General features: G+C 53.6%; 8 protein-coding genes. All 8 read right to left on the reverse strand.

The window, feature by feature from the left end:
• Positions 1 to 92 precede the first annotated feature (92 nt).
• Positions 93 to 3224 (reverse strand): beta-galactosidase, LacZ type, encoded by a 3132-nt coding sequence (locus SY83_RS19920; protein WP_068609733.1) that lies wholly within the window; start codon positions 3222 to 3224, stop codon positions 93 to 95.
• A gap of 192 nt (positions 3225 to 3416) precedes the next feature.
• Entirely contained in the window at positions 3417 to 4226 is an 810-nt protein-coding gene (locus tag SY83_RS19925) for a phytanoyl-CoA dioxygenase family protein (protein WP_068609735.1), read from the reverse strand.
• Between the two features lie 277 nt (positions 4227 to 4503).
• Positions 4504 to 5997, reverse strand: coding sequence for an L-arabinose isomerase (gene araA, locus SY83_RS19930; RefSeq protein WP_068611231.1), 1494 nt, complete (start codon positions 5995 to 5997; stop codon positions 4504 to 4506).
• Between the two features lie 43 nt (positions 5998 to 6040).
• On the reverse strand, positions 6041 to 7747 hold the full coding sequence (locus tag SY83_RS19935) for a ribulokinase (protein WP_068609737.1): 1707 nt from the start codon (positions 7745 to 7747) through the stop codon (positions 6041 to 6043).
• A 55-nt stretch (positions 7748 to 7802) separates the two neighbouring features.
• Entirely contained in the window at positions 7803 to 8507 is a 705-nt protein-coding gene (araD, locus tag SY83_RS19940; RefSeq protein WP_068609739.1) for an L-ribulose-5-phosphate 4-epimerase, read from the reverse strand.
• Between the two features lie 209 nt (positions 8508 to 8716).
• Positions 8717 to 9913, reverse strand: coding sequence for a sn-glycerol-1-phosphate dehydrogenase (locus SY83_RS19945; RefSeq protein ID WP_068609741.1), 1197 nt, complete (start codon positions 9911 to 9913; stop codon positions 8717 to 8719).
• 389 nt (positions 9914 to 10302) lie between these two features.
• Entirely contained in the window at positions 10303 to 11427 is a 1125-nt protein-coding gene (locus SY83_RS19950) for a GntR family transcriptional regulator (RefSeq protein WP_068609743.1), read from the reverse strand.
• A gap of 169 nt (positions 11428 to 11596) precedes the next feature.
• Positions 11597 to 13930, reverse strand: coding sequence for an alpha/beta hydrolase (locus SY83_RS19955; RefSeq protein WP_068609745.1), 2334 nt, complete (start codon positions 13928 to 13930; stop codon positions 11597 to 11599).
• Between the last annotated feature and the right edge of the window lie 38 nt (positions 13931 to 13968).

Genomic DNA, 13968 nt, shown 5'->3' on the forward strand with positions numbered 1-13968 from the left:
TTGGAAGGGAATTAGTTGCGTCTCAGCAATACAACAAGAAGAAGCTCCCCAGGTTCCTGGAAGCTTCTTCTTGTTTATACTATATACATATTTTACAATCCCGGAGCTACTCCCTTCAGCAAGAAGCTGAAGGTGTACTCACGATTCGCATACAATGTGTATTCCGCATGGGTTCTGGCTTGCCAGCTGTCATCGCCGCCGACACCCATCTGACGATAGTTGACGCGTACAACGGTCTTATCGGAAACCGGCAGCTTGTATGGATGATCATTCGCTTCCAGTTCATCAAAGTTCCAAGGCAGCGCATTAAATTCCACTTCAGGCAATCCGCGCACTTCAAGACCATAACCCGCATCGTTAAGCACCGTAGCATAACGCACGCCCGTCTTGTTGCCGCACTCTTGCGGACGCAGATAAGGAACAAATTGCTCTGCGACTTTACCTTCGAACTTGCCCAGCTTCGCGCTGGTTTGACGGTCCCAATAGTTCTCATGCGGTCCGCGGCCGTACCACGTTAACGCGTCGAAAGCCCCGTCCATGTTAAACGTCATGCCCACTTCCGGAATTTCCGGGAGACCGTTGCCAGGTGCCAGTTGTTGCGTAATCCGCACTTCGCCTTCGCCGTTCACAGCATACACAACGGTACATGACGATCCGCCGGCTAGGTTAAATCCAGCTTCAACTTCAACGGTGCCGCCTTTATGCTTCCATTGGAAGTGAGTCAGCACTCGTTCTGAACCTGCTGTGCGCCAAATCGCTGTGCGTTCTTCATGCTTGTTTCCGCGGTCATTATCCGTATATGCGCGCCAGAAGTTCGGCGCAACAGCGGATTTCAACAGTTCCTGACCGTCCATCTTGTAAGACGCCAATCCACCGGTTGCAACGTCAAAGCGTAATGTGAAACGTCCGCCGCTCACTTCAATGCCACCCTCGAAAGGCAGAACATTCAGTTCACTTGCCGATCCGCGCTCGGACATTGTCACCGCACTTGTCGCAGCCGGCAGTACGAATTGCTCCCAAGCCAGTTCATGGCCGGCCGCCGCCCAGGCGGATGCTTCCTTCGTCACAGCCGATAAAGTCAAGACCGCTTCTTCACCGACCAGCAGGGCCGCAGCGGCAACGGCATCGGTCAACTCCACGGTAACCGTCTCACCGGGCGCTCCGTCAACGGTAAAGGTTCCCTCCGCGGACGGAACACCGCTTGCCAACAGCTGCCACTTATAATCGTAGCTACTCAGATCCGTGAACAAATTACCGTTCTTAATCTCATACTGACCCGCGGCCGCATCTTTCACTGTGAACTTCAGGGTCTGGTAGCATTTCTTCACTTCAGCCAGCTTGGAAGTAACGGTTCCGTCCGCGAACAATAAGCCGTTGCCGCAGAAGTTGCCGTCATGCGGCGTTTCGCCGAAGTCCCCGCCGTACGCCATATATTCCGTGCCGTCTTCCGTACGGGAGCGAATGGCCTGATCAATCCAATCCCAGATAAATCCGCCTTGCAGTACGGGATATTTCTCGAATAACTCCCAGTACTTATGCAGGCCGCCGTTGGAATTGCCCATCGCGTGACTGTATTCGCACAGGATAAACGGTTTCTTCGGATTATTCTTGGCATACTCTTCCACTCGGCTAGGTACCGTGTACATGTGACTTTCGATATCCGAAGCGCGGTCGGATGCTCTCCAATGGAACACACCTTCGTAATGCACCACTCTGGAAGGATCCGCTTCATGGAAGAAATCGTGCATCTTCAAGAAGTTATCGCCTCCGAAGGACTCATTGCCAAGCGACCAGATTACAATAGAAGCGTGGTTCTTATCCCGTTGAAACATCGAATTCGCACGATCCAACACGTTAGCCGTCCATTCCGGATGACTTCCCGGAACCGTGCGTTCTTCCAGCACCTCGGACCCATATGACCAGCTGCCGTGCGTCTCCAGGTTGGTTTCGTCAATCACATACAGTCCATACTCGTCGCATAACTCATACCATCGCGGATGATTCGGATAGTGAGATGTACGCACGGAGTTCACATTGTTCGCTTTCATAATCCTTACATCACGCACCATATCTTCGTACGAAACGGCACGTCCGGTATCGCAGCTAAACTCATGGCGGTTTACACCGCGGAATAACACACGCTCGCCGTTAATCTTCATCAAACCGTCCGCAATCTCAAACTTGCGGAAACCGACGCTGCTGCTTATATATTGAATCGCTTTACCCGTTTCGTCCTTCAACTCCAGCACAAGCGTGTAAAGATTCGGCTGCTCGGCGCTCCATTTCAGCGGATTGGATATTGTAACAGACCCGGTGCGGTTAAAGCTGCCTTCGCTGTTTCCATCGGTATTCAATTCAAATGAAGTTACCGCTTTGTCACTGTGATACAAATGAGCATGCACGCTCAAGCCTTCAATGCCCTGAAGTCCGAAAACATCTTCAACGCTTGCTTCCACTTCAAGCACAGCATCCTTCAGCTGCTCATCCAGGTTCGTGTGAACGAAGAAATCCGTAAGCTGACGAGACGGCGCCGAATACAAATACACATCCCGGAAAATCCCGCTCATCCGCCAGAAATCCTGATCCTCCAGCCAGCTGGCATCGCACCAACGATACACTTCAACCGCCAGTTTATTCTCGCCGTCCACCAGATAAGGGGTCAAATCGAATTCCGCCGGTGTAAAGGTATCTTCGCTATACCCGACCAAATCCCCATTCAACCACACATAGAACGCGGACTCCACACCTTGGAACGAGATCGAAACCGGTTGGTCCTTCCACTCGGCAGGCACGGTAAATGTACGAACATAAGAGCCTACAGGATTATAATTCACCGGGGCAAAAGGCGGCTGAATCGGCTCACGCACTTCCCACGGATAACGCACATTCGTATATTGCGGGTAATCATACCCTTGCAGCTGCCAGTGCGCAGGAACAGGAATCTCATCCCAGCCATCGTGGCTGAAGTCATTCCGGTAAAAATCCTGAGGACGCTGCGCCGGGTTCTCCGACCAGGCAAACTTCCATGTTCCGTTGAGGGAAAGATAGGAAGAGGAAGTTTTGTAACCGCCTTTGAGCGCTTCCTCCAACGAATCGTACGTTTTCAGGTTGGCATGAGCTTCCATGCGGTTCAGTTGAAAGATTTCAGGGTTATTATTCCATTCCGGATATCCGTTAGCCGGGGGTGTGTATACAAATTTAGGTTTCTTGGTTTGGGTGCTCATGATCATACTCTCCCTTAGTTTAGTTCAAAATCAATCATTATAATGTAAGCGTAACCGCCGGAGCACGGAGCCGTCTATATAAAATAAGAAAACAGATGATATAAGAAAACGGAAGTCGGGATGACCTTGGTAACGTTCGTGTAAACGGCAAAAAACCGGGGCATCTTCCCCGGTTCATGATATCCAAGTTGATTAATGATAATACGGAACGTCGAATTCCAGGCCGCAAGGGCCGCCGTCCGGATTCGCTTCCGGCATAATTTCCTTACCGTGAACGTCGTATAGGGGCCGATAGTGTTCACCGATGCTCGTAGCCGAGGAATTTGCATAATGGCAGATGAAGGCTCTGCGAAATTCGTCCTTGGTCTTATTGCGATAAGAGCCGTGAATTAAATTTCCGTTGAAGAATAACACGTCCCCTTTATCCATCACGACCGGAATCGCTTTCTGATCCTTGGGCGGTTTCACGTAGTGGGTCGTGAACGACTCTTTGCTGTCCGCTTCTTCGGGACAAGAAATATCATGGTCATGCGTCTTTGGCACGACAAGAAGCCCGCCGTTCTCTTCATGCGCCGCATCAATGGACGTCCAGGCCGCGATACAGTTACCCGGCTCCACCTTCAAGTAGAAGTTATCCTGATGCAACGCCTGTCCGCGGGAACCCGGGGGCTTGTAATAGAACATGCTTTGTGCCGCGTAAGCCTCTTCCCCGTAAAGATCCTCAAGGACAGCCAATACCGGCTTGTGCAGCATGTATCTCATGGCAGTCTCGTTATAACGGTGCGGGTGCATGACACGGGGATACCGTTTCAGCGGATCTTCCGTCTCTCCGTCCAGAACAGGTTCAAAGTAACCTGGAACCACTTGATGACTGATTTCCTCGAACGTGCGCTCGATCGTAGCCACATCTTCTTGGCTAAACAATCCTTTCACAATCAGATAGCCTTCCTTATCAAAATGCTCTTTCTGTTCTTGCGTAAGCGTTCGTAGAGCAGCTTCCATAAGAATCCGCCTTTCTCCATCGTAAGCGATTGTAGTTTATACTGCTATTTTAATGGGATACAGCGATAAGTTGAAGTAACAATGATGCTGAAAACCTACAGGATCCTGCTGCGGCAAGGTGAAACGGCTTGCGCCGTCCTAACAGGCGCACAGTTCGTTTCATGCCGGAGAAATATCAGAATAGGGTATGAGCAAAAAACTTATACTTTCTGATATTTCAAAAAAACTGCCTCATTGCATTAAAAAATGCAATGAGGCAGTTTTCATTTAAACGATGTTACTTGCTCAGACGCCACGCTATGTCGTTCAATCGCAGTTCATTTCGGAACGCATGCGGTGTCGTGCTGTTATCGATATGCACACACTCGATGCCTGCCATTTCGGCAAAGTCATTCAACTGCTCGGCCGTCACCACATACGAGAAGCCCGTATGGTGCGCGCCGCCCGCCAGAATCCAGGCTTCAACCCCGTCCTTCAAGCTGGGCTGCACCTTCCACAGGACGCGGGCGACCGGCAGATTCGGCATCGCTTCGGTCGGCTGAACCGCGTCCACTTGATTTACGATCAGACGGAATCGATTACCCATATCAATGATCGATGCGTTCAGCGCGCTGCCCGATCGGCCGTCGAATACCATGCGCGCCGGATCTTCTTTGCCGCCGATGCCGAGCGGGTGTACTTCAATCTTTGGCTTGCCTGCCGAGATGGTAGGACAAATCTCCAGCATATGCGCGCCAAGAACGAGTTCATTCTCGGGATCCAGATGGTACGTATAATCTTCCATAAAGGACGTTCCTTCATTGCCTGCCATAATTTTCATTAACCTCACCAAAGCCGAGGTTTTCCAGTCGCCTTCACCGCCGAACCCGTACCCGTCCGCCATGAGGCGTTGAACGGCAAGTCCCGGGAGTTGTTTCAGGCCGTGAAGATCCTCAAACGTCGTAGTGAACGCTGTAAAGCCCCCTTCTTCAAGGAAGGCGCGCATGCCGAGTTCCAATCTCGCCTGGTATCGGATGGACTCGCGAACCGCCCCTTCCGTACGGGCTTCAGGAGTCAAATCGTAGGCGGAATCATACTCGTCCATCAGACGGTTCAGCTCATCATCCGTTACAGCATTCACCTTGGCAACGAGGTCGCCGACGCCATAACCGTTCACTTCCCAGCCAAACTTGATTTGAGCCTCCACCTTATCCCCTTCGGTAACCGCGACCTGTCGCATATTATCGCCAAACCGGGCCACTTTCAACGTACGGCTTTCGGCAAAAGCAACGGCCGTACGCATCCAGCTGCCAAGGCGCCCGCGTACCGCTCCATCTTCCCAATAACCGACAACGACCTTGCGGGAGATGCCCATACGCGCGCCGATAAAGCCGTATTCACGATCGCCGTGCGCCGCCTGATTCAGGTTCATGAAATCCATGTCGATGGAGGCCCATGGAATATCCCGGTTATACTGTGTGTGCAGGTGAAGCAGCGGTTTGTTGAGTTGGGAGAGTCCGGCGATCCACATTTTGGCAGGTGAAAAGGTGTGCATCCACGTAATGATTCCCGCGCAAGTATCGTCCGAGTTGGCTTCAATACATAGCTTGCGGATGGCGTCCGGTGTGGTTAACACAGGTTTGAATACAAGTTCGAAAGCAAGGGCCGGATCTTTGTGCAGCCCTTCAGTAATGGTGCGGGAATGGGCTTCCACTTCTTTCAGGGTCTCAGGACCGTACAGATGTTGGCTTCCTGTGACGAACCAGAACTGGTAAGGCTTAACTTGTAACATTGACATGTATAAATCCTCCTTAATATGGGGCTGTGCCTTATTTTTAAGCGGTTGTGAGGGCAGGTGTTTCCTGTGCATTCTCTTTGAGCGCCTTCAGACGCTTCATCACATCGTTCTCTCCGCGGCCGAAATAGTCATGCAGCTTGCTATACTCCTGATAGAGTGCTTCGTATACAGCCACATTCTCCGGGATTGGGCGATAGCTCTCTTCACGGACACGCGCCATGCGCTCTGCCGCATCGACAATTGTGTCATAGCCGCCCGCTTCCGCTCCCGCCGCAACCGCCGCGAACATAGCGGCACCCAACGCCGGTGTCTGCTTGGAAGCTGCTACCTTGATCTCCCGGTTGGTTACATCGGCATAGATTTGCATAAGCAGCTGATTCTTCTGCGGGAGACCTCCGCATGCGTACAATTCTTCCACCGGAACGCCGTTTTCGTGGAACGCGTCGACGATTTTGCGTGTGCCGAAAGCTGTGGCTTCCAGTAACGTACGGTAAATTTCTTCAGGCTTCGTCAACAATGTGCATCCGACCAGCAATCCGGTTAAGTCGGTATCCACTAACACCGAACGGTTGCCGTTCCACCAATCGAGCGCCAGCAATCCGGTTTGGCCAGGTTTGTAAGCCGAAGCTTTCTTCTCCAGCCATACATGTACATTGACGTCTTCGGCAGCGGCCGCTTCTTTCACATAAGCGGGAACCGCTTCCTCCACGTACCATTCAAAAATATCGCCTACCGCCGACTGACCCGCCTCATAGCCCATGTAGCCCGGGATGATGCCGTCTTCTACCACGCCGCACATGCCTTCCACTTCGCGCTCTTCGGTGCCGAGCAGCATATGGCAGATCGAAGTGCCCATCGCCATCACAAGCTTGCCGGGTGTAACAACGCCTACCGCCGGCACGGCCGCATGCGCATCCACATTGCCTACCGCGACTGCGATGCCGGGGTTCAAGCCCATGAGCTGCGCCATCTCCTCAGTCAGCTCGCCCGCCTTGGTGCCCAGCGGTACGATACTTCCGCGCAGCTTCGTGTCCGTAAGGTGCTCTAACCGGGGATCTAACGCCTTGAAGAACGCTTTGTCCGGGTAACCGTCGCCTTTGTGCCAGATCGATTTGTAGCCGGCCGTACAGGAATTCCGCAGAACGCTGCCGGTCATCCGCGAGACGACCCAGTCCGTCGCTTCCAGGAACAGGTCGGTCTGCTCATAGATATCCGGAGCTTCGTTCAAAATCTGCCAAACTTTCGCCATCATCCATTCGGACGAAATTTTGCCGCCGTATCTTGGCAGAAAGGCTTCGCCGCGGGAGGCCGCAATCTCGTTGATGCGGTTAGCCTCTTCCTGAGCGGCGTGATGCTTCCACAGCTTGACCCAGCTATGCGGATTATCTTTATACTGGGGCAGCAAGCACAAGGGCTCGCCTTGGTTGTTGACAGGCAGCATCGTGCATGCCGTGAAATCGATGCCGAGTCCGATGACATCTTCCGCCGCCACACCGGAAGCTTTCATGACTTCTGGAACGGAACGGGTGAGCACTTCGATATAATCCGCAGGATGCTGCAAAGCCCAATCATGCTCGAGCTTGATGCCGGAGCCGGGTAACACTTCATCGATGACGCCGTGTGTGTAAGGTGTTACATGATCCGCGATTTCCGTACCGTCAGCGAGATCTACGAGTACCGCTCGGCCCGATTGTGTGCCGTAGTCAACGCCGATGGCGTATTTTTTGGAACCTTGAAAACCCATGAATGAACACTCCTTCTTATATTAAAGTTATAGGGTATGAAGAGCTTTGGTCAGGTTAACCTTGTCCGTAGTAAGCATTCGCCCCGTGTTTGCGCAAAAAGTGGCGGTCCAGCAAATGCTGATCCATCGCCTGAACGTCCGCCTTCAGATTTAAAGTCCGTGAAGCGATTTTGGCTACTTCCTCCAAGACAACGGCATTATGTACGGCGGCATGCGCGTCTTTCCCCCAAGTAAAAGGCGCGTGGCAATTCACTAAAACCCCGGGCATCTGGTCAGGATTTAGGTTATGGAACGCTTCAACTATGACATTGCCTGTCTCCAGCTCGTAAGCTCCTTTAATTTCGGCTTCCGTCATCAGTCGGGTACATGGAACTTCACCGTAGAAGTAATCCGCATGGGTCGTACCGAGTGCCGGGATCCCTTTCCCAGCCTGCGCCCAGCTTGTGGCCCAAGGGGAGTGCGTATGCACGATGCCGCCAATGTTGGCGAATGCTTTGTACAGCACCAAGTGTGTGGCGGTATCCGAAGAGGGTTTCAACTTTCCGTCCACCACATTCCCGTCCATATCCACCACCACCATCTGCTCCGCCTGAAGTTCCTCGTATGGCACGCCGCTGGGTTTAATGACGACGAGTTCCAGTTCACGGTCAATACCGCTTACATTCCCCCATGTAAACGTTACCAACTTATGCCGGGGCAGCTCCATGTTCGCTTCCCAAACCTGATGCTTCAATTGTTCCAGACTTAATGTTTGTTGCATTCGTCCTCTCTCTCCCTTCATCCGTTGCTTCGGTGTTCTCTCTCTTGCATCATATCACTTGTACGTACATGTTGGCTATAGTGAAATAACAAAAAGACACCTGTATGTACAGGCGTCCCGTTAGGAAACATGTGATGTTTATTACACGAGGTCTTAGACTACCGACTTGTGACCCGCACCCGGACTGAAAGTCGCGCGAGGTAAGTTAATTAATGCAGCGTTGACAACCGTTGCTCATTGAAGGCCTTCAGCAACGTGTGCCGGTTCGGGCGCACGTGTTGCGCTTCCTGCAAGCTGCGGTGCAGCAGCTCTTCGTCCACGCCGAGTTCATCCGGCGAAACGGGCGCGCCCACCGTCCGCAGCAGCTCGCGCAGCCGGGACGGCTCGGGTACGTCCGCGGCGATTCGCGCCAGCAGCTCCGCCCGCACAGGCTCCGGGAACAGGGCGGGATCGCCCTCGGCCGCCAGTTCCCGGTACATGCGCGCGACTTCCGCGCAGGCCACGGCGACTTTGGCGCCGTGCAGCAGCTGGCGCTTCCCGCGGCGCAAATACGCCATCTCCCAGTAATGGGATAGATGATGTTCAGCGCCCGACGCGGGATGCGACTGCCCGAACAGCAGCATCGCGAGTCCCGATGCGATCAGCGCTTCCGTCAGCGTGCGGATGCCCTGTTCCGTGCGAGCGCCGATGGCTTCGGCTTGCGAAACGCAGGCGACCAGGGCATCGCGCGTGATCCGGTACGCGGCTTCGCAGTAGGGCTCGCCGGCCGTGTGCCGGCCGTACTGCCAGTCGAGCAGCGACGTGTACTTGCCGAGCATATCGCCGAAGCCGGCGGCGATGAGCTCCTGCGGCGCTTGCGTCAGCACGCCGCTGTCGGCAAAAATCGCGATCGGGCCGCTGGCCGGGATCGTGATTTTGCTGCCGCGGAGCAGCACGGGCGCTCCCTTGGACGTGAAGCCGTCCACGGAGGGGGCCGTCGGCACGGAGATGAACGGAACATGCATATGATACGCGGCGAAGCGTGTAATGTCATGGATCGTTCCCGCGCCGACGGCGATGATGACGTCCGTGATGCCGGGCTCAACGGACAGCATCAATTGCACGATGGAGGCTTCATCGGCTACTACATCACCGGAGGCATTGGGATCAATGGTGCATAGCGTAATGATTGCTTCTGCCTCGCTGCTTAACAGTTGCTGGAGCCTCTCTCCTGCCGCTTCAAAAGTGTTGTTATCCACAACAAGCACCATCCGTTGAAATTGACGCCTTTCTGTGTACTGGGCCACCTGCTCCAAAGCGTCATTTCCGATTTCCACCGTTTCAAGCGTAATTTTCTCATGGTGACCGCAATTACAGGTTGAAGCTTGCTCCTGAAGGTTTTGCAACAAATGATGAAGTGCCTTCATTGCCGGTACCTCCCTTAGATTCATATGATTTTATGTCGCTTCAGGCGTTATCCCATTCACTCAGTAGCAGGAGACTACTAATATATCCACAGCACAAACTACTGGCAAAATGTCGATCCGTTCTCAATTAATGCTCCCTGGCACACTATTCCTCAACATGATGCCGGTTCTACACCAATTAATGCTCCTAGGTACATTATTCCTCAACATGTGCAGGTTTTTCGCTATAGCTGAGTCTTAGGGATAACCCGTATTTTGCCAGTAAGCAGGTACCCTGAACACATCCACTAAAAGCTACTGAGTCAACGGGATATCCCCTATTTGGCACCCGAGAAGTTACTGAGTTCCCTATCCAGCCAAGAAGCTGCTGAGTCAATGGGATAACCACCCTACACCGGACGCGTAGACTCCCGAACAACTAACCGAGGCGGGAACACGACATCCGCTGGAGATTGGCCAACGGCACCGGAGCTGCCTCGTTCCATCATTTCGATCAGCAACTCGGCCGCGCGCACGCCTAACTCCTGCTTCGGATGCGCGATGGTGGTCAGCTTCACCTCCGTCGCTGTCGCAAGAGTCGAATCGTCGAATCCGACCACCGACAAATCCTCCGGGACACTCAAGCCCGCCTGACGCACGGCATCCAGCAACCGAACCGCCAGCTCGTCGTTGTAACACACGAACGCGGTTGGACGATTCTCCCCGGTCAGCATGGCCAGAGCTCGTTCAAACGGCTTCGCTCCTTTCTCCCCGCTGCTATAATGAACAACGCGCGCAGGAGGCACAGCCATGCCCCGTTGCGTAAAAGCTCGAATGAATCCCCGCAGGCGATGAACCCCTTGCAAATCATCTGTTTTGAAAAAACCGGCAATTTCCGTATGTCCCAGTTCCATCAAATGCTCCGCCGCCATGTACCCTCCCGCTTCGTCATCCGTCTTCACGCATGGACACTGAAGCTCCGGGTAGCGTTCATTAATCATGACATAGGGAATACCGTGGTAATCCAGGGACAGATAGTAGTTCAGATTCGGATTCCCCTGCGCGCTCTTCGTCGGCTCAATAATCAGTCCCTTTAGCGGCCTCCCCAGCATCATGCGCAAATTATCCTGCTCCCGCTCCTTATCCTGATCCGTGCTGGACAAGAGCATGCCGTAGCCTTTACCCCGCAATGTCGCCTCCGCTCCCCGAACAATATGCGGAAAGATGTAATCCGAAATATGCGTAGTCACCATCCCCACCGTCGGTTGCTCCTCGTATACCCGTGTCTTAGGCTCCTTGACGAAAGTGCCTTTCCCCTGAATCCGGTAGAGCCATCCCTCCTGCTCCAGTTCCCCCAAGGTTTGACGCACCGTCTGCCGGCTCATGCCAAAGCGCCCCGCAATTTCATTCTCTGACGGCATCTGCTCGTTAGCGGTTATTTGCCCCGTGTGGAGCCAGTTCAACATTTCTTTTTTTAATATCAAGTATTTCGGTAAAGCCTTTTCTGGATCCCGTTCCTGATCTTTATCTTTCATCGTGCACGCACCTCTGAGGCTAATCCCGCCATTTTTCGCTCATTATATCACAACTTGTATGTACATGTTAGCTGTCTGCCGTCAAACTATAAAGAAGTAAGTGGAAACTTTGATAAATAAAAAAAGACAGCCCCTGCAAAGCTAGATACTCTCCAAGGGGCATATCTGTTTATTTGTCAAAATAGAGTCCCAGATCGTCCAGCATGATGCTCCCGGGGCCATTTTGAAATTGAAATTGGATGTGTTCTATCGGAACAACTTGCGCTGTACCTTCATGAAATTGAAAGGCGTACAAGGGAATTCGGAAGGTTTGAAACACCGGTTCAGAAGATTCCTTGTATTTCGCGTCTTTCATGCGTTGTTCAAGCCACGGCACGCGAGTGAACGTCGTTGGTCGGAGGTTGGGTACCGGCATCAAGGACGACAAAGGGATGGAAAACTTGCTGCCTTTCTCGCTCATAAGCTGAATCGTTACATCCGGTGCGGATCGATATCCGTTTTGGTTTCTGTACAGGTTGGCCAGTGAAAATGTAATGGACTGGGGTCCGGGTAATCCGCTGTAATGCCACTGTAACTTCGTCCTCTCTGAAAGCTCAACAGTATAGGAACCTGCCGATTTCCATTCCAGAACAACGCCGCGCGTACCTTTGGATTTGCGATCACGGTTCAACGCTTCTTCTTCCTGCCATTTCATTCCCGGATCGGCTGAAGCGCTGGCTTGTCCTCCGGCTAACATCGTGGTCTTGTTCCGATCCTCGTCGTATCTGGCCAAAGCCTGTATGCCTCCGTCTTCATAACGATTCACATACGTGGCTTTCGGCAGCCAATGCAACGCATGTCGGTAATCTTGAAACATGGACTTATAGACCGTGTTATCCAACAAAGTATGCTCGAGAAAAGCGCTGACATACACCTTCGCCACATGCTGTTGGTCTTGCGCTTTCAGCATCCCTTTCCGGCTTAGCAGGATCCCGTCGGGCATACTGTTGTCCATGGAACCCCATGCCGTGTTAAATTGGCTGTGGTTAGCTTCGGCGATGTACAGAGAGCTTTTGAAAGAACCGGAACCGGAACTGTAACTGCTCCTGTTATATTGCTCGTCCCCGTTAAAGTTGTTGACGTCGCCGTCCATCGCCCCCTGCAAAGTTAAGTAGGATGTGTTATGAAGCCTCGCAGCCGTATGATCTACGGTGGTGTCGGTAGGAGCAATGGCAACAACAGATTGTATATTTATTTCTTGCAACAAGTCCTTCAAACTCTCATCTTTAGCAAACCACCGCGACGCATCCGCCGCCATCGCAGCCGCCTGACCGCCTCGGGAATGTCCCAGGAGAGCGATTCGATTCATATCCACTTTGTTCTGCAGAACCGAACCTTCGGTACGATCTTGCTCACGGATCATCTGAAGATGCTTCAGAAGCATCCACGCGCGAACTTTCATATCCTGCTTCGGTATACCGGACCACACGGAATAGTTGAGGAAATTCTCATCAACGGAGATGGCCATGATTCCTCTGGAAGCCAGAAGCTCGCCTAAATAGCCGTAGCCCCCGTCGGAAAACTGCTCCATTAAATGGTTGCCGTGCACCATAAGCACTAAAGGAAATGGCCCTTCCCCCTCAGGCAGCCAGACCCGGCCGTTCACGGGCAGAGCCCGCTGGTCGAAGCCCCAAAACCATTGCTTCCACCGGTTCCACTTGGCAATGTAGGCCGAGGCATCGACCGAGGAGGTCACGAAATCGGCATCTTGCGCGAACGCGTCGCGATGCCGGTCATGGCCGCTGCCGTACGTATAGTACCGGTAGCGGAACGGCCCCGGCGCCGCCGGGTCGGCGGCCGTCAGCTGGCCGGGCGCGCCGATGCCGTTGGCGGTGTCCGCATCGGCATTGGCATCGGCGCTGGCGTCGGCGCGATCGGCCGCGGGCGCGTCTCCGCCGGCGCGCCCCGTGATACCGGCCTGCGCCAGCCAGGCCGGCACAGCCGCTGACGGCGCCAGCCACGCCGTCAGCACCAGCGCCGCCGAAAGCGCGGCTGCCGCCGCTTTCGCGGGCGCGGGCAGGCGGCGGCTGAGCAGAAGCGCCGCCCCCAGCCCCAGCAGCTCGCCGGCCAGCGTGACGGCGAGCGCTACGACCGCGGCCTCGAGCTCGCCGAGGTCCGCGACCTGGAACACGGTATACGTGACCGCGGCCGTATACAGCAGGAACCCCGTGTGAAACCGGGGCACGGGGATATAGAGAATCGACAGCAGAAAGGCGATGACATAGGCGGCAAGTACGCTGGCTAAGCCGTTTAATACAAGAATGACTGCAACATCAATACCTGCGCCAAAGCCTGTCGGCATGCCCAAGACAGCGCACCCCATGACAACACAGCTGACTAACCAGAGCACAACGGAAACTACCCGCCACAGCCGGTAATCATAAGCAGGCATCTTCTCCGTACGGGAGAACAACCAGTCCGCAAAGCGGGTCAACGGCTTGCGTTCAAGCTGAAATAATTGCATCTATGTTCGCTCCTAATATGGATGTATGACCAAGTAAG

Origin of the sequence: Paenibacillus swuensis, assembly GCF_001644605.1 — a bacterium.
Classification (GTDB): Bacteria; Bacillota; Bacilli; order Paenibacillales; family DY6; genus Paenibacillus_N; species Paenibacillus_N swuensis.